The sequence below is a fragment of the Sphingobacterium rhinopitheci genome, assembly GCF_022627575.1.
GTDB lineage: Bacteria > Bacteroidota > Bacteroidia > Sphingobacteriales > Sphingobacteriaceae > Sphingobacterium > Sphingobacterium rhinopitheci.
Genome location: NZ_JADEYQ010000003.1, coordinates 228,028 through 250,440 on the forward strand (window position 1 = coordinate 228,028; position 22,413 = coordinate 250,440).

The following is a 22,413-nucleotide window of genomic DNA, read 5'->3' on the forward strand; positions in this document are numbered from 1 at the left end:
GAATAATCTGCTCTAATCCCCATCTTGTAGACTTACAATTATCTCTTTAATTTATTCATCAACAGTAATAAATAAAACTGTGTTCCGAAAAACAAACTAGCCAATACTAAGTGTGTAGTTTGTGCAAATGGTGGTACATCAAAACGTACCAATACAATACCTGATAACATCTGTATAACTACTAGTAATAATAAAATACCACTATAAGTAGATTGTAATGTATGCTTAGCAAACCTATTTTTCACTAAAAAGAAAAATAAAACTGTAATTGCCAAGATAACATAACCTAATATACGATGTATATCATAATCAATACCTATTGAATTAATCCAGTTCGCTCTATCTATTCCTTCAGCATTAAGATGATCTATAATTTCTCTAATTTCCGTACCGTATACAACCTGTATAATGGTCAAAACTAAAGAGAAAAATGCTAAAGGCTTTAAAACACTGGAAGAAGAACTTACTAAAATATTCTTATTGCGCAATGTAGTAGCACTATAAAACGTATAAATACTAACAGCTACTATAAGTAACGCTAATAACATATGTACCGTAATAATCCAAGGCATCAAATTTGTAGATACGACTATCGAACCTAACCAAGCTTGCAATACTACAAAAATAACATTAAGAACGCTCCATACGAATATGGATGGTTTTGATTTGCTATAGGTAAAAGCAAAAATTGCGGAAAAAAGAAGAGCGAAACCTACAACGACTCCAACTAAACGATTAATATATTCGGTCCAAGTTTTTGCAGCATTAAACTCCTCGTGCACCAAAATAGATTTATCATGTCTTATCTTATCGGCTGTTTCTTTAGAACCAAAGAACTCAACAATATTCGCAAAACGTTGATTCTTCTTTTCTCTACCATCGATATATTGCTGCTCATAGCCTTCAGGCAATTGCGTAATATTTGTTGGAGGTATTATTCTATTAAAACATTTTGGCCAATCAGGACAGCCCATTCCGGAACCCGTACTTCTTACCACACCACCAGCAATAATAACGAGAAACAAAAAGATAATAGTAAATCTATTTATTTTTATAAAACGTTTTTCTGCTGCTGGATACATAGTAATACTTTCTTCCCTAATTCAAAATCAAAATAGAAGAAAAGTAGGAATTAACCTACCCTTCTACTACTCTATTATTTTCTTTATTCCATTGTTCTTGAATACGAACTGCTTCCTCATTCCCTTCAAAATCATGAATAAAATTAGAACTCATCGTTTCTGAAAATGGTGTTGTTTGAAGAATAAAATCAGCATCATGTCCTGGCTTACTGTAATCATACGGCCAACGGTATACTGTAGGAATTTCTCCTGGCCAGTTACCATGAATATGCTCTACCGGAGTAGTCCACTCTAAAGTGTTAGAACCCCAAGGATTTTGTGTAGCTTTTTTACCGTAGAAAATAGATCCAAAGAAGTTAATCAAGAATGCTATTTGTCCTAAACCAGCAACGATAGCAGCCCAAGTAACTAAGATATTAACAGAAACCCATTTCTCCATGAAAGGGAAAGCTGTAAATGCATAGTAACGACGAGGTACACCATCTACACCCATAAAGTGCATTGGGAAAAACACTAAATATGCACCGATGAAAGTCAACCAGAAATGGAAGTAGCCTAACTTATCATTCATCATACGTCCAAACATTTTTGGATACCAGTGATAAACACCACATAGCATACCAAATATAGATGCAGAACCCATTACTAAGTGAAAGTGAGCTACAACGAAATACGTATCGTGTAAGTTGATATCTAAAGCTGCATTACCTAAGAATAAACCAGTAACACCACCAGAGATAAAGAATGATACCATACCGATTGCAAACATCATAGCTGGAGTGAAACGAATGTTACCTCTCCATAATGTTGCGATATAGTTGAATGATTTTACTGCTGAAGGAACCGCAATAATCAATGTTGTAATCATAAATACACCTCCCAAGAAAGGATTCATACCCGTTACAAACATATGGTGACCCCATACAATAAATGATAATACGGTAATACCTACTAAAGAGTAAACCATTGCATGGTATCCAAAGATAGGTTTACGTGAGTTTGTAGCAATAACCTCAGAAGTTAAACCTAAAGCAGGCATTACTACGATATATACCTCAGGGTGACCTAAGAACCAGAATAAGTGTTGGAACAAGATTGGAGAACCACCTTCATTAGGTAAGATCTGACCTTGAATTACTAAATCTGACAAATAGAAAGAAGTACCAGCCGAACGATCAAAGATCAATAACACAACTGCTGAAACTAATACTGGGAAAGATAATAAACCTACAATAGCAGTTAAGAAAAACGCCCAGATAGTCAAAGGCATTTTCCATAAGTCCATACCTTTAGTACGCATATTCAAAATAGTACTGATGTAGTTTACACCACCCATTACCTGAGAAGCGATAAACAAAGTCATACTAATCAACCATAATGTCATACCTAATCCTGATCCTGAGATCGCTGTAGGTACAGCAGACAATGGAGGATAAATAGTCCAACCAGCAGATGCAGGTCCACTTTCAATAAAGAAAGATGCAATCATGATAACACATGCTACAAAGAAGAACCAGTATGATAACATATTCATCATTGGAGATGCCATATCACGCGCACCAATTTGGTATGGTATAAGTAAATTACTAAAAGTACCTGATAAACCCGCTGTTAAGACGAAGAATACCATCATGGTACCATGAATAGTAACTAAAGACAAAAAGAACTCCGGTTTAATACGACCACCTTCAGCCCATTTACCTAAGAAAACTTCTAAAATTGGAAAATCTGTATCCGGCCAAGCTAATTGGATACGGAACAATAAAGACAATAGCATGGCAAATACTGCCATTATGATACCAGTGATCAAGAATTGCTTCGCAATCATCTTGTGATCCATACTAAATACATATTTAGATAGGAACGTCTCATGGTGGTGACCATGTGCGTCATGATGACTTGCGTCGTGAGATATAACTGTACTTGACATATTTTATTATAAAATTCTTTCTACAATTAATTTAATGAAGCTGTTTTAGGAGCTTCTACTTTATCTTTGGTCGCAAATTCCTTTTGCAAATCCTCTGTAAAATATTTATTTTGGGTAGTTAACCATTCTAAATATTCAGCTTCTGTAACTACAACAACTTTTTTACCCATATTCCAGTGACCACTACCACAGATTTTATTACATAACATTATAAAATCAAAATTAGGATCATTTAAGCGATCACGCATCTCTTCGGTTGTGATAGTCGGCGTAAATTGGAAGTAATTCGTCATCCCCGGTACCGCATTTATTTGTACACGGAAATCAGGAATGTAAAATGAGTGGATAATATCCTTTGAAATAATATGAAAACGTACAGATTTATTTACAGGGATAACAATAAATTCACCTTGTAAATCATCCCAAGAATATTTATCTGAGAAATCTATTCCATTAGGGTTTGTAGGCGTAGTTAATTTATAATTACGTTTACCTAATACGCCGTCAACACCAGGATATCTTACATGCCATGCAAATTGTTCTCCCATTACTTCTATCTGAATAGCAGATTTCTGTAACTCTTCAGGTACATTAGTAATAGATCTCCAAGTAAAGAAACCGAATAATACTAAGACTGTTAATACAATAGCAGGAACGATCGTCCAAATACGCTCGATAGCGTCATTGTGTGGATAGTAATACGCTTGACTTTTAGCTTTAGCACGGTAGATATACGTAAATACTAATAATACGATGTGTGTAAGTATTAATACTGCCGTAGTAATAATCAACGTAATAATAAACATAGTATCGATATCTTTACCATGTTCAGTTGCTGCCTCAGACCAAGCCCATGCACCCCATACAGCATATGAGTAATATACACCTGCAAGGAATACAACTAAGAAAACTAATAATAATATAGCCTGCCAGTTATTATTAGATAATACATTGTATTTACCATTCATTTTACGCGTTAAAACGTATACTGAATGTATTTTTCCAATTACAGCAATAACTGTACAGATTACCAAAAACAACAATACATAGTAAAAGAAGTTTTTGTAAACCTGAGGATCAATAGTACTAACTTCCTCAACTTTAGCTGTATCAGTAGTTACAGTAGTTGCTGCGTCAGCTATTGTCGCGCTAGCAGCTGTATCAGAAACTACAGCCGAAGAATCTACAGCAGCAGTTGTAACAACTGCGACTGTAGTATCTACTACTGTAGAATCACTTTGTGCCGCCATTGAAGGCATAGCAAAAAACAAACTGACTAAGAGTAGTAAACCCGCTATGGATTTAAACCTGTTATTTAATTTTAAATTCATTTCTTATAAAAACGTTTGAACGTAACCTATATTTCTTAAATCTGGTGATGCAAGCTTTCATCTAAGAAAGGATGATTCTTTGGCGCTAAAGCATGCTTAGATAGATTATTTAAAACAAGGAAAGTAAATAAACCAGCAAAGCCTATTGCAGTTCCTATTTCAATAATACCAAAACCTCTATTCGTTTCGACAGTACCTGGCATAATCATGATGTAATAATCTAACCAGTGACCACATAACAATAATATCGCTACGAACAACATTACGTTTTGCTTACGTTTTGCATCTCTATCTACTAATAATAGCAACGGAGATACAAAGTTAATAATAATACTTAACCAAAACCAAGGTTTATATTCTGGTTCCCAACGTTTATAGAAATAAACAGTTTCTTCAGGGATATTTGAATACCAAATCAACATAAACTGAGCAAACCAAACGTAAGTCCAGAAGATTGAAAAACCAAACATCAACTTACCTAAGTCATGTAAATGATTTTCATTAACCCATGCCATGTAACCTGCTTTCTTCAGTAAAACTACCATTACAACGATTACAGCTATACCACTAACCCACATTGCTGCGAAGTTGTACCAGCCAAACATTGTAGAAAACCAGTGAGCTTCTAAAGACATAATGGTATCAAAAGACCATATTGGCGTAGTGAAACCAAAGACTACTAAAAATATAGCCGATAATTTAAAACTTTTTTTGTATGAATTTAAACCACCTTCTAAATCTTCTTTGTAAGATAATTTAGTTAGGATAAAAGCGAAGATGCTATAGCTACCCATAAATAATATCTGGCGAATAAAAAAACCAGGAATATTCAAGAAAGCTTCTTTGCCCGCTATTAGTTTATCATAATGAGGACTATTAGGGTCAAATAATTCTGGATTTGTCCAGTGATGATATAAAGTATGCGAGTAAATACCTCCAGCTGCTATTATTAATAATATAATAGAAGCAATAGGCAATACAGTAGCCATTGCCTGTGGAATGCGTATTAAACCTGCAGACCAGCCCGATTGCGTTACCATTTGAAGTCCAACGAAGAAAGCTCCAGCAGCACACACACAAGTGAAATAATATCCCATCAATAATAGATTGGCAAATGTGCGCATTGTTTCTCCCGTCATAAGGCCATAAGCTATGACTGCAACTCCGGCTACAATAGCAAGCAAGCTAACAATCTTTGCTGTACCAGCAAAGTTATAGCGTTCGCTAAAATTATAATCGTGATGATGATTGTGAGTTCCCATTTATTAAATTGATGTTAGATTATTTCTTTTGTAATTCTTGTACATACATTACTACTTCCCAACGCTCATCATTATTTAATTGCGATGCGTGTGATCCCATAGTGTTTAAACCGTAGAAAATAGTATGATAAATCTTTCCTGCAGATAAGTCCGCCATAGCACCGCCTCTAGAAGAGTTGGCAGCTACTGAACGTAAGTAAGCGGGAGGATTTGGGAAGTTCTCTAATTTACGAGTACCTCTAGAATCTGTTACTTCACGATCTTTGGTAATTGAACCATCACCTTTACCGTCTTTACCGTGACAAACTGCACAATTTACAAGATATAAATGCTCGCCTTTTGCTAAGTTTTCTTTTGTTACTGGTAAAGGATTCACTAATTCAGCTCCTGCTCTTTCATAATCTGCTGGAGTATTAGCATAATCAGCTCCAAACTTATCAAAACCTACCGGCGTAGTATTAGCTGGCGGAGTTTGAGCAGTTGAACCATTTTTAAAATTATTATTCGGCTGATCCGGGTTGTAAGCTATCGCATCGTACATATTAGGAGAAAATTCTAATCCTGTACTACGTGTTTTGCCATCGCCACAAGCAGTAGTCACTGCTGCGAAAGATACAGCTATACATACAGCGCTAAGAAAATTCTTCTTATTCATAACTAACATATTTTCTTTCATTGTATTTAACTTCTACTGCACCTGCCTCTGTTAATAAACTATCAATAAAGGCGTGATCAGTATTCTCTTTAGCATCGATAGCAATAATGAATCTATCATCTGAAGCTCTCAAATCCATCACGCGAGGTGCGCGACCAGGAAATAAGTGATTACGATAAAAGAAAGTTGCTACCATACCCAAAGCACATAATAAAATTGTAACCTCGAATGTAACTGGAACAAAGTTCGGTAGACCAAAAGAAGGTTTACCACCGACATTCATCGGCCAGTCATAAGCCATTGTGTAAAACAATAGACTAAATCCTAATAATGTACCCAAAGCACCAAAACAAAATGCTGCAATAGGTAAACGAGACGGCTGTACTCCTAACTTGGCTTCAATACCGTGAATAGGCATCGGAGTATAACAATCATAAATGCTGACGTTATTTGCTTGTAATTTATCAATCCCATGCATTAAATCATCAGGATCAGCAAAACTACCTAGTATATATTTTGTGTTACCCATTGCTATTATTTTTTATGTAATGCTTTAATATCCTCTTCTGATACTGAATCGTACTTTTCTAATGATTTTCTAAAGTATTCTACCTGATCTTCAGGGAATGCTCCTTCTTGAACCAATTTAGTTTTGTGTTGTAAGCTAGAAGATTTTAATAATAATTTAACCTCCGCAATAGCTATACTTGGTAAGAAACGAATAAACAATAAGAACAAGGTAAAGAACAAACCAATAGACCCTACAAAGATACCTACATCTACCCAAGTAGGATAGAACATTGCCCATGATGAAGGTAAGTAGTCACGGTGTAGTGAAGTAACGATAATTACGAAACGTTCGAACCACATACCAATGTTAACTACAATAGATAATACCCAAGAGATCGTAATACTTGTTCTAATCTTTTTGAACCAGAATAACTGTGGTGAGATAACGTTACATGTCATCATCGCCCAATATGCCCAAGCATAAGGACCAGCAATACGGTTTTCGAAAGCGTACATTTCATATTCAGAACCCGAGTACCAAGCGATAAATAACTCAGTTAAGTAAGCAATACCAACGATAGAACCTGTAGTCATAATGATTTTATTCATTGACTCAATGTGGAACATCGTGATATAATTCTCAAAGTTCAATACTTTACGAAGAATTAACAATAATGTTTGTACCATCGCAAATCCAGAGAAAATCGCACCCGCCACGAAGTACGGAGGGAAGATTGTTGTATGCCATCCAGGGATTACTGAAGTAGCAAAGTCCATAGATACGATAGTGTGTACTGAAAGTACAAGAGGTGTAGAAATACCCGCTAAGATTAAAGATACAATCTCAAAACGTTGCCAAGTTTTTACTGACCCTGACCATCCAAAAGAAAGGACGCCATAGATTTTTTGTTTTAAACCAGTAGCACGGTCACGTACAGAAGCGATATCTGGTAATAAACCACAGTACCAGAATACTAATGATACCGTGAAATAGGTAGAGATCGCGAATGCATCCCATACTAATGGTGAATTGAAGTTTACCCATAAAGATCCAAATTGATTTGGAAGAGGGAAAATCCAATATGCTAACCAAGGACGACCCATGTGAGCTACAACGTATGTAGCGGCACAAATTACGGCGAAGATAGTCATCGCCTCAGCCGAACGGTTGATGGAGTTACGCCAGTTTTGGCGGAAAAGTAATAATACAGCTGAGATTAGCGTTCCGGCGTGACCGATACCTACCCACCATACAAAGTCGGTGATATCCCAAGCCCAACCTACAGTTTTATTTAGACCCCAAGCGCCGATACCCGTCCAGAACGTGTATCCAACACTCACAACCCATAACATAGCTCCACACAAAGCTACGATAAATCCAATCCACCAAGCTTTGTTTGGTTTATTCTCAACCGGTAGTAAGATATCATCCGTAATTTTTGCATACGTAATGTCCTTACCGGTCATTAATGGTTCTCTTAATATTGATTCGTTATGCGATGACATAGTTGTTTTATTTCAGATATAGAATAAAATTATGCTTCAAATGTGTTTCTAACCTTAGTCATGTAACCAATGTTCGGCTGAACGTTGATTTCTTCTAACACATAGTATACACGTTCATTGCGGATAGCTTTAGACACTTCTGATTCAGGATCATTAGCATCACCGAAAATGATAGCATTAGCAGAACAAGCAGCTTGACATGCCATTTGCACATCACCATCTTTCAACTTGCGATCTTCCATTTTCGCTTTCAGCTTACCAGCTTGAATACGTTGAATACACATAGAACATTTTTCCATTACCCCACGAGAACGTGATGTAACATCAGGGTTCAACAATAAATGTGTAAACTCATTATTCAAGTAGTTATCAAAACGTGAATCATTCCAGTAGTTAAACCAGTTGAAACGACGTACTTTATATGGACAGTTGTTTGCACAGTAACGAGTACCGAAACAACGGTTGTAAGCCATATGATTTAGACCTTCTGAAGAGTGAACAGTTGCTAATACTGGACATACAGTCTCACAAGGAGCATGATCACAGTGTTGACACAACATAGGTTGATTAACAACAGTTACATCTTCGAAATCCTTCAAATGCTTGATTTCTTTCTCTTTGGTGTAGTCTTTACCATCTTCGATGATCGTATAGTATCTATCGATACGCAACCAGTGCATCTCACGACGACGACGAACCTCGTCACGGCCAACTACAGGGATATTATTCTCAACATTACAAGCAACAATACAAGAACCACAACCAGTACAAGCGTTCAAATCAATTGCCATAACCCATTTGTGACCTGGCTGATCAAACTTGTTCCAAAGATCATACGTTTTGTGTGAGTCCGCAAAACGGCCAGACTCTGAGTTAGGATCTTTTAAGTATTTAGCGAAAGTAGTCTCACGGATGATGTTACGACCTTCGATAGTATTGTGTGTTTGTGTTTGTGCTAATTCGTAAGTTTCAGACAACTTAGAAACAGTAGCTTTAGAAGCAAATTGTAAAGTACCATTTACTAGCGTAAGGAAAGGGTAAGCATTTTGGCCAACATTATTACCAGCTTTACCTACATTCGTACGACCATAACCCAAAGCTACAGAAACTGTACCCATCGTTTGACCTGGTTGTAATAACACTGGTAATTCGATCGCGTAACCGTTAGCTTCAATTTTAACTTTACTATTTTCACCTAAACCTAATTGCTCTGCAAATATAGGGTTGATTGCAGCGTAGTTATCCCAAGTTACTTTAGAAACAGGATCAGGCAATTCTTGTAAATAAGCGTTATTTGCATAACGACCATCACGCATTACAGTAGACTCGTATAATTTCAATTCTACATCAGCAGTTACTTTTTTAGCATCATTTACGATTGCTGCAGCTACTGCATTAACATCTACATTAGCGCTGTATGCAGAACCTGTATTTGATCCTTTATAGATATAACCTGTTTGTAAAACATCTTTCCAAGTTTTTCCTGTACCAGCTAAGATATTAGCTTCCCAATTTTCCTTAACGAAATCATAGATATCTGTTGCACTGTCACCAGACCATACTAAGAAAGATTTTTCGGGTTGTCTAGTATCAAAAACTGGATTAATCGTAGGTTGTACGATTGTAACCAAACCCTCTTTAGAAGATCCGTCACCCCAAGATTCTAAGTATGTAGGTACTGGAGCGATAGCTTTCGTCAAAATAGCAGTTTCATCATCACGATCAGATAAAGATACTGTAAAATCTATTTTCGCAATAGCCGCTTTAACATCCTCTGCTTTAAAGTAGTTGTATGCAGGGTTACTATTTAAGAAGAAAGCAACACCAACTTGACCCGCTTTAGCGTCAGTTAAGAATTTTTGGAATGCAACATCAGAACCTTGGTATTGTTTAGAGTAATTATCTAAGTCAATAATAGCACCATACGCACCCAATTGTGTATTGATTGCATTTACTAAAGATTGAATATATACATCATTAGCACCTGCTACTACTACTGCAGCACCTTTAGCATTTACTAATTCCTTAGCAACTAAAGCGATAGCAGTTTTTGCTTTTGCATTTATCGTTCCGCCAGCGATAGATTGTCCTGTAATTGCATTGTATAATGAAATTAAAACAGCACCTTCTTCAGATGGTCTGATTGCGATACGTACATCGGCATTAGCTCCAGTTAAAGATAAACCAGATTCAAACTGAATATGACGTGACATTTTACCACCTTTCAATGATTTATAGTCACGATTTTTAGTATAATCTTGTGTTTGCTCCTCACCTTCTAACCATGATCCTAAGAAGTCAGCCGCTACCGAAACTACAACTTGTGCATTTTCGAAGTTGTATGTAGGCACCACAGCTTTACCAAAGCTATTTTTGTTTGCTTCAATAAGACCGCTATAAGAGATAGGGTCTACTTGCACATGATTTGTGGCAGGATATTTCGCCGCAAATCTAGCTATAGATGCTAAAGTTGACGGAGAATTTACAGTTGTAGAAACAATAGTGATTTGTTTTCCTGCTGCTGCTGCTTTATCTAAAGCACCAATTACAGTATTATCTAATTTCGACCATTGTACATCCTTCCCTCCAATTTGAGGATTTTGTAATTTGGACATATCGTATAAATCCAATACAGAAGTAACTGCTACTGCATCTATACCTTGATTTAATCCAACACTATTAGGGTTAGGCTCTACCGAGATAGGGCGACCTTCACGTGTTCTTACTAAAATACTTTGTCCTTTGAATGATGAAGCATAAAAGTTAGGAATACCTGGAGTAATTTCCTCTGGCTTAATCACATAAGGCATAGCTTTGTGAACCGGTGTACGATTACAAGCTGCTAACGTAACAGCTCCCAAACCAAAACCTAAAGCTTTTAAGAAATCACGACGAGGTGTTCTTGTACTTAAACCTGCTTCATTTAATACATCTTCTACAGGAACAGACTCAGCAAACTCACCTTTACTTTTTTCTACAAAAGCAGGGGTTTGATTCAACTCTTCTAAGCCTTTCCAATATTTTTTATTGCTATCCATTTAAGCTGTATATAAGATTGCGTTTTCCTAATTATTTATTAATAGTGACATTTACCACACTCTAATCCACCGATCATCGCAGCTGTCAACTTCTCTCCCTTTTTCAACTTCTCGTGAGCTTCGATCAACTTGTCATAATATTTATTATCCGTGTTAACCTCTCTAGTCTGGTGACACTCAATACACCACTTCATTGTTAATGGTGAATACTGATAAACTTCTTCCATAGTTTCCACTGGACCGTGACAAGTTTGACATTCAATACCCGACACAGAAACGTGTTGAGAGTGATTGAAATACGCAAAATCAGGCAAGTTGTGAATTCTAATCCATTGAATTGGACGCTGATTATCACCATAAGTACGTGTATCTGGATCCCAGTCAACTGCACGATACAATTTCAACAACTCTGGAGATGTTTCGCCATCATAATGATCAGATGCAGTGATTGTATTGTGACAATTCATACACACATTCGCAGAAGGAATAGATGCATTTTTAGATTTAAATGCGCCACCATGACAATACTGACATTCAATTTGATTCACCCCAGCATGAACTTGATGCGAGAATTTAATTGGCTGCACCGGCTGATAACCTTGATGTACACCCACATGCCACATTGTATTCCAACCCAAAACAGCCAAGAAAGCCACAACCATTAAAGCTGTAAAACCTACCAACTTTTTGTTTTTAAGGAATTTTTGAGCAAATTTAACCTTACCCGACTCTTCATAAGCTTCATTACGAACCTGAGCAGCATCGATAGCAGCCTGATTATTCGCAATCACTTTTTCCAACGTCTTCGTAATACGACTTAAGATAAAGATAACACCAATCGCCAAGATCAAGATCGCAGCCATACCGATAATCATAAAGCTATTAGCTTCAGATTTCTCAGCACCGCCTGCAGCACCAGCAGCAGGAGCAGCAGCAGCTTTAGCTTCCTCATCTTTTACATAAGTAATGATACTTTTTATTTGGTCATCTGAAAACTGAGTAAAAGCAGGCATAGCTACTTTATTATACTCTTCAAAAACCCTAATAGCAGTTTCATCACCAGCAGCAATTAATGCACCCGAGTTCTTAATCCACTTAACTAACCATTCTTCCGAATGACGTTCTGACATTCCAGCCAAAGCCGGTCCCGTCATCTTCTTGTCAATCTTGTGACAAGAACTACAGTTCGATTTAAATAACGCAGCCCCTTCTTTCGCATCCTGCGCATTTGATGTCATCGTAACGGCAAATAACAATACCAAGCTTATTGATATTGATTTCGCAAGTCTTCCCAATACGGATGAGATATTTCTCATATTTAGCACTTTATACTATTTATTATTGAATATAAAAATTACTTTAACTACTATTTAGTGACTATACCGTCATTAAACAATGCACAAAAGTATGACTTTATAAGCAATCCCTGACAATTTAATGACGCAAAATATTAATTTAAAACCATTCTAAATAATATCATTTTATCCTTTTTTACACCCTATAGCCAATTAAGCATGGGGATTAAGCAAATTCATCCAGCGAAAAGATTCCTAAAATAACTTTACATTCTTTAAATTATAATTGCCATCATTTTACCGAAAAAAAGTTATCGATATATTTTCAATTTAACTATAAACAGTTATATATATCTTTATGTTTTTAATGACTTACATTATCTTGTTAGCATAAATAGTATCCGACAGCAAAAATCAACGTATGAACAACAATAAATTCAATCAATTAACAGCAGAAGAGCAGTATGTAATACTACACAAAGGGACAGAACCTCCGTTCTCAGGAAGCTTGTTAAACAATAAGAGAAAAGGTATATATATCTGTAAACAATGTGACGCCCCATTGTACAATTCAGATGATAAATTTGAATCACACTGTGGATGGCCTAGTTTTGATGACGAGATACCAAATGCAATTCGCAAACTAATTGATGCAGATGGTAGGCGTATCGAAATCTTGTGTGCGCAATGTGACGGACATTTAGGACACGTTTTTGAAGGTGAAAGATTCACCGCCAAAAATATCCGTCATTGTGTAAACTCCATATCTATGAAATTTAAAGCTATAGAAGAATAGTAATATTTATCTTTTAATAAATTCACACGGTATTACCACTTGTTGAAATCCTTTGCTTTTACCATTGATTTCAGTGACCAAAATTGAAACTATTTCCTCCGATATTCTTTTTACATTTTGTGCTATAGAACTTATCGGAGGATCTACTAATGAAAATACGGCATTGTCATCAAAAGAAACGATATTTCTAATCGGTAGATTGAACTTTTTAATAGCTCTCAAACCGGAAACAGCGAGGTAATTAGTTGAAAATAAAACGGCGTCCAATTTATTATCCAATATAAAATCGCGAATCTCTTCCACAATAGAGTCTTCATCCAAAGCACGGTTTATCTTTTTGATAGAAAAATCCTTACCTGCTTCATCAACAGCTCTCATATATCCCTCTAGACGACCTTTCATTTGGTTTTGGTTTGAATTTATAGTTACAAAACCAACCTTAGTAGCATCACAATCCATAAAAAGAGACTGCGTCCCTAAAAATGTACCTTCGATATTTTCAGAGATCACATAATTGGTTTCCAAATCTTCAATTGTACGATCAAATAAAACAATAGGGACATTATTCTTCAATAAATTTTGAATAACATCTTTTAATCCTTCTGTAGGTGCTATTATAAAACCATCTATTTGTCGATCATAAAACAATTGAATAAGCTCCTTTGCGCGTCCCTCATCGTTATTCATACTACAATATACAACGTGATACCCCGAATTGTAAGCGAGTTTTTCAATTTGATCAGCTATAGAGGAAAAGAAAGCATTAGAAATATCCTCAACCAATAAACCAATAGTTTTTGACTTACCAGTTCTAAGACTTTTCGCTAACTGATTAGGCTTATAACCAACTTTTTTTACGTAATCTAAAACACGACTAGTCATCGCATCACTAATTCGTTTCTCTTTTGACTTATCATTCAAAATAAAAGATACTGTAGTGACGGAGATTCCTAGATTTTTCGCGATATCACTTATTGACAACCTTTTCTTCATTAAATTTCAGGTAATAACCATTAGATAAAATCTAAACTAACAAAAAAAAGTTGACATCGTGAAAAGGATTAAATAATCATTTTATTTTTGTAATAAAATGATGATAAATATTCGATACTATAGTAAATATACTAGGTGCCAAAAACAGAAAAATATTAAACGTAACAAAACAAGAAACTGCCAAAATGACTTAGGCACACTTATTGATTAAAACCAACATTATACTAAGAAAGGATATACAATGAAAGACTTTAAAAACATCAACATTCAAGATGTTAATGATAATGACAACACTGACTTCTATACTAATTTTAAAGAAAGATTAGCCGACACAGAGCAATTCCCTACATTATATACTTTCAAATTTATTGTCCCTGCATCAGAGAAAAATAAAAAAGATATAGAAGGATTCTTTGAACACCCAAGCACCAAAATAAACATCAAAGACTCAAAAACAGGTAAATATAATTCGCTTACAGTTGAGACATTTGTCAACTCACCTGACGATGTTGTAGAATACTATAAAAAAGTATCTGCTATAGAAAAAGTGATCATGTTATAAAATAGAAAGAGGCAATCTAGAGTAGATTGCCTCTTACTATTTTATTAAAAAAGCGCTGGTTATGCCTACATTTCTTTAGAAGTGATCGCTTGATACAAAGCTGAAAATCCTTCATAGTCTTTGTCAGAGTCTAGTTATAAAACACGTAACTACTGATCCTTCACTATTTGTAAAACACCCTTCTTTAGGTTCTCATCTGCTAATACTACAATAGCAGTATATGTTAGCACACCATTGTAAATATCAGCATAACCGCCAGAAATGCCTTAATATAGTTGGACTATTTTATCCATCTGTATTGCCACTTTTTTGAGATACGCTCTATCACCTCCTCCTAATTCACTGGTCAACCAGCCTCCATTGTACCCCACATTATGTAACGTTTGCATTACTAATTTCCAATCGACATCACCTTCTAATAACTCGACATCAAATCCCTTCCAAAGGCCCTGATCATTCATTTTAGCGCGACTAAACTCTTTAGCATGTAATTTAAAAATATGTTTACCCAATATTTCGATCCATTGCTCAGGCCATCCATACCGTAAAACATTACCAATATCAAAATACCAACCTATCAAAGGATGGTCAATAGCATCTAAAAAAGCTTTTGCTTCTACCGGACTAATAAGGAAGTTATTCCACACATTCTCAATCCCAATCTTAATTCCAGTACGCTCCACATAAGGTATAAGTTTACGCATAGAATCAAGTGCATTATTATAAGCCTGCTGGTAGGACACCTTTTCATTTACTACGCCTGGAACCACCAGGACAGTATCGCCACCGAGTTCTTTGGTCTCCTGCAGTGACTTTGCGACAGATGCTATTGTAAAGTTCCTAACCGCAGAGTCAGGATCAGACAAGGGTTTGGACCAATGATCTTTATTCACTAAACTAGGGATTTCAATCCCACTTTTATTCTTAGCATTTAACAATTCATCAATACTAAAGTCTACAGGACTATTAAATTCAACACCATCAAACCCTAAGTCTTTAACTAACTTGAGCTTATCAAGAAGTGATAAATCTTCTTTAATCATGTAGTAACTTACTCCAATCTTAAGCTTGTTAGCATTTGATGAAACCATTGAAAGTGGAATTGCACTAACGGATGAACTCATGATAGCACTACCAAACAATAATGAAGATGATTTTATAAAACCTTTTCTATCCATAATATTAAATTTTAGTATCTACACCTGGTGTCGAAATTGGCAAACTATATTTCATATCCCATGAAACATTTTCAGGAAATAATACTACGTTAGAAGCTAAAGCATCATCAAGGGTTACCTTTTGCCCCGAATAACCCGCCATTCGCCCTGCTAAAGCGACTAAATTAGACTTAAACATCCAATCTCCATCGTGCTTAGGTTTATTATTGCGGATACCTGCAAATAATTCATCGTGCTCTTGCTGATACATACTTCTAGAGCTATTTTCCTTATATGCATTTTCATTTGTAAACTTAGTATCATCAGCATAGCTCCACGGCTTTTCACCTACTATTGTGTGTGCACCAGTTCTACAGTCTACTATACAACGTCCCTTGTCACCAACAAGTTCAACAGCATAAGATGGCGCTGTATCATTTTGTTGTCTACAGGAGAAGAAACTCTTTTTACCATCACCGTATTCATATACCACTGAAAAATGGTCATAAACATTACCAAACTTAGGATCCTTACGCTTTTGACGACCACCACTTGCTACAGCAGATATAGGTAGCTCATCACCAAGCGCCCATTGCATCATATCCAAGCTGTGTATAGCTTGTTCAATAATATGATCACCAGAGAGCCAATTGTAGTATAACCAATTACGCAATTGATACTCAAAGTCAGACCAATTAGGCTGTCTTTCTTTATACCATAACTCCCCTGTATTATATGAACTTTCAGCAGTTAGTACATCACCAATTTGTCCTTTTATTACTTTATCAAAAGTCTCTCTCTTGGGTTTATGATAACGCCAACAAAATCCAGACACTAAGGATAGATCATTTGCCTTAGCTACATCTGCAGCGGCCATGGCTCTACGCAAACCTGGTGCATCTACAGCAAAAGGTTTTTCACAAAAAATATGCTTACCAGCATTCACTGATGCTTCTAGATGAGCTGGTCGAAATCCTGGAGGCGCAGCTAATAATACCACATCGACATCCAGTGCTAATAATTGTCTATAAGCATCCAAACCCACGAATTTATGCTTATCAGATACCTGAACTTTATCTCCATAAGCTTTACTTAGGCTATCATAGGAATTATTTAATTGATCTGCAAAGGCATCCGCCATTGCATAAAGTATAACGTTGGGATCCGCATTTAGAGCTTCCATTGCTGCAGCTGTCCCACGTCCACCACAACCAATCAGTCCTACTTTTAATGTTTTTGAGTTCAATCTCCAATTCGGTGTAGTAGCACCTACAAAATCATTAATTACAAAACTAGCAGCAGCTGTTATTCCTGCTGTCTTTAAAAACTTTCTTCTTGAAAAACTCATAATTTATTTCTTAATTTATAAATTGATAAACGTAAAAAGTAAGTCACCTATACATGAAAAGGTATCTTTTCTGACATAGTTAATATCACTTACTTTTTGACAACAAATGGTTATGGATTCTGCTCTAATTTACTATTTCTATTAATCTCTGCTTGTGGCACAAAGAAGATAACCCTATTATCCGTAGGTAATATTTCTTGATATACATTAGTAGATGGATTATTAGACAAAGAGTGCGTTCCAGGATAATTACGGACTAAAGAACGGTTATTACGAAATAAGTCGTATGCTCTATGCCCTTCAAAAGCTAACTCCAAAAAACGTTCTTCTAATACTACATCCAAAATAGATTTATTAGATTGCCCCATACTTGCTCTAGTATACAGCTCAGCACCTTTCAAACCCGCTCTTTCACGCAGTTTATTAATATCCATTAACGCATCATCTACATTACCTAGTTTAGCATTGGCTTCAGCACGGATGAGATAAATCTCCGCCAACCGTATATACACTGGGGAGCTAAGGTTGACGACATCTTCTTGGAAAGAATATTTACTAACATAATACATTGGAACTACAGGTGCCAGCTTTAGATTATATTGCAATACGCCATCTATAGTATAAGGATTTATAAAGGAGTTACGTAAATCATGTGGGTGAAGATTCAAAAAATCATAATATTTCTGAGAAGCATATATTTCAGCCCAGCCAGTAACTCCCTGACCTACTGGTTTACCAGAGGCATCAGCACTATTATACATTGAACCAATAGCACTCATGCCACGATCTTCTACTTTTGTGTGTCGTATTCCAAATATAGTTTCTCTATTGTTCTCTGGCACCATTCGAAAATATCCGCTATAATCAGATCCTTGCAAAAGTGTATATCTCGGAGAACTTATTACTAGATCTGCATATTTTATAGCATTGGCATTATCTTCCATATAGAGATACGTACGCGCCAATAAAGCATAAGCTACCTCCTTCGAAGCAAAGGAATTGCTTTTAGATTCGGTCATTAAATCTGCTGCTTTGAGTAGGTCAGAAATAATAAAACTATAAACATCTTTAACAGAGCTTCTTGCTATTGCATCTATTTCCTCATCAGTAAGATCGTCTTTCAAAATAGGAACACCCAAATTAGCACCTTGCCCTTGAGCGTAAGGTCTACCAAAAATACGCACCAAGTTGAAATGCATTAAAGCTCTTAAAAAAAGATTCTCCCCTTTCAATTGCAATAACCCCGGGGAGGCATCATCAGGTACATAACCTATAACTTTATTTGCTGCAGCAACTACTTTATAGCTTTGCACCCAAAAATTAGTACTATGTCCAGAGGTGTTGATATGTGTATAACGATATGCTCTCGTTAAATCATCGCCTGATGATTGACCCTGTGCGACGGCGTCACCAGGATATTCCATCAAAAAATGCCCACTACGAACATAAGCTTCATTTTTCAAAACAGCATAGGTACCTATTGTTGCTGTTTCAACGTCAGCCTCATTACTCAGGGCTGATTCCTCTTCAATAAATTCAGAAGGTTGATAATATTTTTCACAAGATTGCAAAAAAAAGAAAGTCAACAAGAGTAAATTTAATATAATCGATCTTTTCATTTTCTTAAATTATCTTAAAATGTCAAATTGAAACCAAAAACAAAACGTTTTGATATCGGATATTTAAAGCTCGATTGTCCAGAAACCTGATCAACTTGCGTTAATGAAACTTCAGGATCTGGCCCAGAAAACTTTGTAATTGTCAATAAGTTATCAGCGCTTACATAAAAGTTAACCCTACTAAGGCCTATCCTTTTTAACGCACTTTGAGGTAAATCATAACCCAATCTTACATTTCTTAAACGTATATAACTACCGTCCTCCAAAAAACGAGATGAAGTCTGACTTGACTCTTTATTACCTCCAACAATAGCTTTAGGATGTGTAGCAATATCACCAGGCTTCTCCCAACGTGTCCAATCACTCTTTGGCACCATAGAATTGAAGGCTTCATATAATCCGTCACTATCAAAATATACGCGTGTATCATTATAGACGTAATTACCTGATACAAAATTAAAAAATGCAGAAAAAGAGAAGTCTCCATAACGTAGGGAATTATTCATACCTCCAGTAAATTTTGGGGCTGCAGATTTCCCAGTAAATTGGCGTGAATCTGATGTTGCAGCTTCGCTATATACATTGGTGGTTGTCTTAGTAATTACACCCGTTTGATCTTTGATTATTTTTTCCCATAGCGGATCTCCGTTCGCAGGGTCTACACCAGCCCATATAGGGAGATTAAACTCATCCATATCATATCCAACAGCTATGGGCTGTCTTGCACCTTGATTAAATACGCTTGCTCCGTCACTCAATTCTAACACCTTATTTCGGTTAAATGCCATATTGAAATTAGTTTCCCAATTAAATTTACCTTTAGTAATATTTTGGGACGTTATATTAAACTCTAATCCTCTATTTCTTACTGAGCCAGCATTTACCCACACATAACTATAACCTGTTGTTGCTGCTAATGGTTTTCTATACAATAATTCACTAGCTTTCTTTTCATAAATATCAACACTTAGTTGTATCCTATTCCATAAAGTAACATCCACCCCTAAATTAGTAGACTTAATTTTTTCCCAACTCAAATTAGAATTACCCTTTTGATAGGGTGCCGCACCAGGCAAGCCTGAGTAACTCGCTTCTTGAGTAATACTATATAAACCCAAAGAAGCAAAATTTGAAATACCATCCGCATTACCTACTGTTCCATGGCTCGCTCTTAATTTTGCGTACGTCAAAGTAGAATTATCTCGCATAAATTCTTCGTTAGTAATATTCCAAGAAGCACCTAGCTGATAAAAATTTGCTGTAGAATTATCCCTACCAAATTTTGAAGAAAATTCATTCACCAAGGAGCCTACTAAAAAATATTTATTATCATAATTATAATCAACCTGCGCTAAATATTTACGGAAAGACACCTGTTCTTTTGAACCGCCAGGGCTAAGCAATACATTTGTTGCTACTGACATTACATCTCGACCAGGAGGTAACCCTTTTCCTGATGTTGATGTCCAATCTGAAATAGTAGTTTCTGCTTCGGCAACACCTAATACAGCTATATTATTAGCACCAAAATTATCGTTATAGCGAATTCTATTTGAGGTTAAATAACGTTGTGAACTAGATGTTCCATTATACAATTCACCCTCATTGGCTCCACCTTGCTTGGTACGTCGATCATAATAACGGATCGTTTTCCCATTATAATGTTGAAGCTTATTATAGCTTGACAAAGTAAATTTTTCACTTATTGTATAATCCAGGTTCAAATCACCACTATAATTATAATTTTTCCCATTACTATAATTATACTGCAATGAATGCAAAAAATTCTCCCTTTCCCTACCATACCAAATAGAAGCATAACGACCGTCTATAGGATCTCCATCAGCATTATATGCAGGATCAAAAGGAAGATTTGTATACGCATCATAAATAGTATTACTATTCTCATAATTACCCTTATTAGTACCTCCATTGAGATAAATACCCAAATTTACTTTATTCGAAAGTTTAGCATTGAGATTAGTTCTAAAGTTATAATTAGTAACATCAGTGCCTTTCAAAGTACCTGTCTCTCGGAAAAAGACACCAGAAGTATAAAATTGTACTTTTTCACTACCACCAGATACAGCAATGTTATTATTATTTACGAATCCTTTGCGAAAGGCAAGATTCCACCAATCTGTATCATTATCTAAAACAGCAGGCGAACGATTATAAAATTTAGTTTGATAATCATATAATTGTTGAGAATTCATAAGTTTAAAATTGCCTATAGTAGGTTCACTAAAACCAAAAGAACTTCTTACGTCAATTTTTGTATCACCTTGTTGTCCACGTTTAGTATTAATAAGTATTACCCCATTTGCTGCTCGAGAGCCATAGAGCCCGGTCGCTGCCACATCTCTCAATATTGTAACTGATTCGATATCTTCAGGATTATAGTCACCTCCAATATTACCATCAACTACAATCAAAGGCGCTGTACTCGCCGTAATAGTCCCTGCACCACGTATCAAAACATTAGGTTTACTTGTCGGAGAACCAGAACCAGAGGATACAACAACGCCAGGCGCCTTTCCTTGTAGCATTGTGGCTAAATCATTTGAAGTAACATCTTTTAATTTGGATTCATTCAAAGTTGTAATCGCACTCGAAAGATATTTTACCTTTTGAGAAGAATAACCAACAACAACAACCTCATCTAAATTATCAACATTCGCTTCTAATACAACATCTATAACCGATTGACCGTTAATATCTACTTCTTTAGCACGATAGCCTACAATAGAGTATAATAACTTCTTAGATGAAGTATTCACTTGAAGAGTATAAGATCCATCATTATTGGTAGATGTACCAGATGATGTCCCAACAATAGAAATCGTAACTCCTGCCAGAGGATCACCTTCAGCATTACGTACTATACCTTTTACTTCATTATTTTGCACCAATTTGGTTAATCTATCAGAAGAAGCACTATTACCACTGACTTTCTTTGGTTTAACTAGTACTAGATTATCATTAATTTCATAATCTAGTTTTTGCTCACTAAGAACAATTTTCAATACTTCAGGTAGGCGCTTACTGCTTTCGTTGACCGATACCTTAATGTTAACATCCACTAAAGAACTATTATACAAAAAATCAATATCTGCCTGCTTCTGAATTGAATTTAGCACATCTTTCAATGGAGCTTTTGAAAAATGTAAAGAAATTTTTTGCCCATATGTGGACGCATTCACATGAAAAAATAGAACGACCATTAATATAGTAGTTATATTCATTCTTATCATGCATTTTACAATTCGGTTTTGCCAAAAACCTGTATTACTAATATAGAATTTATACATTTGCAATGATTTGGTTGA

Annotated in this window: 16 protein-coding genes; 2 read left to right on the top strand and 14 right to left on the bottom strand. The window is 35.8% G+C overall.

Annotated elements, in window-relative coordinates:
- Positions 1–38: 38 nt before the first annotated feature.
- The 9 genes from IP023_RS05835 to IP023_RS05875 form a co-directional block, all read right to left on the bottom strand.
- Complete coding sequence (locus IP023_RS05835) at positions 39–1,082, bottom strand: COX15/CtaA family protein (RefSeq protein ID WP_241789323.1); 1,044 nt, start codon at positions 1,080–1,082, stop codon at positions 39–41.
- Between the two features lie 55 nt (positions 1,083–1,137).
- Entirely contained in the window at positions 1,138–2,922 is a 1,785-nt protein-coding gene (locus IP023_RS05840) for a cytochrome c oxidase subunit I (protein ID WP_241789500.1), read from the bottom strand.
- A 116-nt stretch (positions 2,923–3,038) separates the two neighbouring features.
- Positions 3,039–4,343 (bottom strand): cytochrome c oxidase subunit II, encoded by a 1,305-nt coding sequence (locus IP023_RS05845; protein WP_241789324.1) that lies wholly within the window; start codon positions 4,341–4,343, stop codon positions 3,039–3,041.
- Between the two features lie 35 nt (positions 4,344–4,378).
- Positions 4,379–5,605 (bottom strand): quinol:cytochrome C oxidoreductase, encoded by a 1,227-nt coding sequence (locus IP023_RS05850; RefSeq protein ID WP_241789325.1) that lies wholly within the window; start codon positions 5,603–5,605, stop codon positions 4,379–4,381.
- Between the two features lie 19 nt (positions 5,606–5,624).
- Positions 5,625–6,269, bottom strand: a complete 645-nt coding sequence (locus IP023_RS05855) for a c-type cytochrome (RefSeq protein ID WP_241789501.1) — start codon at positions 6,267–6,269, stop codon at positions 5,625–5,627.
- On the bottom strand, positions 6,253–6,789 hold the full coding sequence (locus IP023_RS05860; RefSeq protein WP_241789326.1) for a DUF3341 domain-containing protein: 537 nt from the start codon (positions 6,787–6,789) through the stop codon (positions 6,253–6,255). The genes IP023_RS05855 and IP023_RS05860 overlap by 17 nt, the downstream gene beginning before the upstream one ends.
- 5 nt (positions 6,790–6,794) lie before the next feature.
- Positions 6,795–8,276: an NrfD/PsrC family molybdoenzyme membrane anchor subunit gene (gene nrfD / locus IP023_RS05865; RefSeq protein WP_241789327.1), complete on the bottom strand. Its 1,482-nt coding sequence runs from the start codon at positions 8,274–8,276 to the stop codon at positions 6,795–6,797.
- A 29-nt stretch (positions 8,277–8,305) separates the two neighbouring features.
- Positions 8,306–11,314: a TAT-variant-translocated molybdopterin oxidoreductase gene (locus tag IP023_RS05870; protein WP_241789328.1), complete on the bottom strand. Its 3,009-nt coding sequence runs from the start codon at positions 11,312–11,314 to the stop codon at positions 8,306–8,308.
- Between the two features lie 38 nt (positions 11,315–11,352).
- Complete coding sequence (locus IP023_RS05875) at positions 11,353–12,630, bottom strand: cytochrome c3 family protein (RefSeq protein ID WP_241789329.1); 1,278 nt, start codon at positions 12,628–12,630, stop codon at positions 11,353–11,355.
- A 400-nt stretch (positions 12,631–13,030) separates the two neighbouring features.
- Here IP023_RS05875 and IP023_RS05880 point away from each other — a divergent pair, with 400 nt between their 5' ends.
- Positions 13,031–13,405: a methionine-R-sulfoxide reductase gene (locus IP023_RS05880; protein WP_241789330.1), complete on the top strand. Its 375-nt coding sequence runs from the start codon at positions 13,031–13,033 to the stop codon at positions 13,403–13,405.
- A gap of 6 nt (positions 13,406–13,411) precedes the next feature.
- Here the strand turns inward: IP023_RS05880 and IP023_RS05885 are convergent, their stop codons facing one another.
- A complete protein-coding gene (locus IP023_RS05885; RefSeq protein ID WP_241789331.1) occupies positions 13,412–14,398 on the bottom strand; it encodes a LacI family DNA-binding transcriptional regulator in 987 nt (328 codons plus the stop codon).
- Between the two features lie 241 nt (positions 14,399–14,639).
- On the opposite strand from IP023_RS05885, the gene IP023_RS05890 reads away from it, so the two are divergent.
- Complete coding sequence (locus IP023_RS05890; protein ID WP_241789332.1) at positions 14,640–14,960, top strand: DUF493 domain-containing protein; 321 nt, start codon at positions 14,640–14,642, stop codon at positions 14,958–14,960.
- Between the two features lie 266 nt (positions 14,961–15,226).
- On the opposite strand, the gene IP023_RS05895 is transcribed toward IP023_RS05890, so the two are convergent.
- The 4 genes from IP023_RS05895 to IP023_RS05910 all read right to left on the bottom strand — a co-directional run bounded on the left by IP023_RS05895 (position 15,227) and on the right by IP023_RS05910 (position 22,329).
- A complete protein-coding gene (locus IP023_RS05895; protein WP_241789333.1) occupies positions 15,227–16,138 on the bottom strand; it encodes a sugar phosphate isomerase/epimerase family protein in 912 nt (303 codons plus the stop codon).
- Positions 16,139–16,142: 4 nt separating this feature from the next.
- Positions 16,143–17,465: a Gfo/Idh/MocA family protein gene (locus tag IP023_RS05900; RefSeq protein WP_241789334.1), complete on the bottom strand. Its 1,323-nt coding sequence runs from the start codon at positions 17,463–17,465 to the stop codon at positions 16,143–16,145.
- Between the two features lie 110 nt (positions 17,466–17,575).
- The gene (locus tag IP023_RS05905) at positions 17,576–19,084 is read right to left on the bottom strand and encodes a RagB/SusD family nutrient uptake outer membrane protein (protein WP_241789335.1); all 1,509 of its coding nucleotides are present in this window, start codon (positions 19,082–19,084) and stop codon (positions 17,576–17,578) included.
- 14 nt (positions 19,085–19,098) lie between these two features.
- Positions 19,099–22,329, bottom strand: coding sequence for a SusC/RagA family TonB-linked outer membrane protein (locus IP023_RS05910; protein WP_241789336.1), 3,231 nt, complete (start codon positions 22,327–22,329; stop codon positions 19,099–19,101).
- Between the last annotated feature and the right edge of the window lie 84 nt (positions 22,330–22,413).

Bases quoted from the DNA above. Each gene is read 5' to 3' on its own strand.
- IP023_RS05835 (WP_241789323.1), bottom strand. From the start codon at position 1,082: ATGTATCCAGCAGCAGAAAAACGTTTTATAAAAATAAATAGATTTACT.
- IP023_RS05840 (WP_241789500.1), bottom strand. From the start codon at position 2,922: ATGGATCACAAGATGATTGCGAAGCAATTCTTGATCACTGGTATCATA.
- IP023_RS05845 (WP_241789324.1), bottom strand. From the start codon at position 4,343: ATGAATTTAAAATTAAATAACAGGTTTAAATCCATAGCGGGTTTACTA.
- IP023_RS05850 (WP_241789325.1), bottom strand. From the start codon at position 5,605: ATGGGAACTCACAATCATCATCACGATTATAATTTTAGCGAACGCTAT.
- IP023_RS05855 (WP_241789501.1), bottom strand. From the start codon at position 6,269: ATGTTAGTTATGAATAAGAAGAATTTTCTTAGCGCTGTATGTATAGCT.
- IP023_RS05860 (WP_241789326.1), bottom strand. From the start codon at position 6,789: ATGGGTAACACAAAATATATACTAGGTAGTTTTGCTGATCCTGATGAT.
- nrfD (WP_241789327.1), bottom strand. From the start codon at position 8,276: ATGTCATCGCATAACGAATCAATATTAAGAGAACCATTAATGACCGGT.
- IP023_RS05870 (WP_241789328.1), bottom strand. From the start codon at position 11,314: ATGGATAGCAATAAAAAATATTGGAAAGGCTTAGAAGAGTTGAATCAA.
- IP023_RS05875 (WP_241789329.1), bottom strand. From the start codon at position 12,630: ATGAGAAATATCTCATCCGTATTGGGAAGACTTGCGAAATCAATATCA.
- IP023_RS05880 (WP_241789330.1), top strand. From the start codon at position 13,031: ATGAACAACAATAAATTCAATCAATTAACAGCAGAAGAGCAGTATGTA.
- IP023_RS05885 (WP_241789331.1), bottom strand. From the start codon at position 14,398: ATGAAGAAAAGGTTGTCAATAAGTGATATCGCGAAAAATCTAGGAATC.
- IP023_RS05890 (WP_241789332.1), top strand. From the start codon at position 14,640: ATGAAAGACTTTAAAAACATCAACATTCAAGATGTTAATGATAATGAC.
- IP023_RS05895 (WP_241789333.1), bottom strand. From the start codon at position 16,138: ATGGATAGAAAAGGTTTTATAAAATCATCTTCATTATTGTTTGGTAGT.
- IP023_RS05900 (WP_241789334.1), bottom strand. From the start codon at position 17,465: ATGAGTTTTTCAAGAAGAAAGTTTTTAAAGACAGCAGGAATAACAGCT.
- IP023_RS05905 (WP_241789335.1), bottom strand. From the start codon at position 19,084: ATGAAAAGATCGATTATATTAAATTTACTCTTGTTGACTTTCTTTTTT.
- IP023_RS05910 (WP_241789336.1), bottom strand. From the start codon at position 22,329: ATGAATATAACTACTATATTAATGGTCGTTCTATTTTTTCATGTGAAT.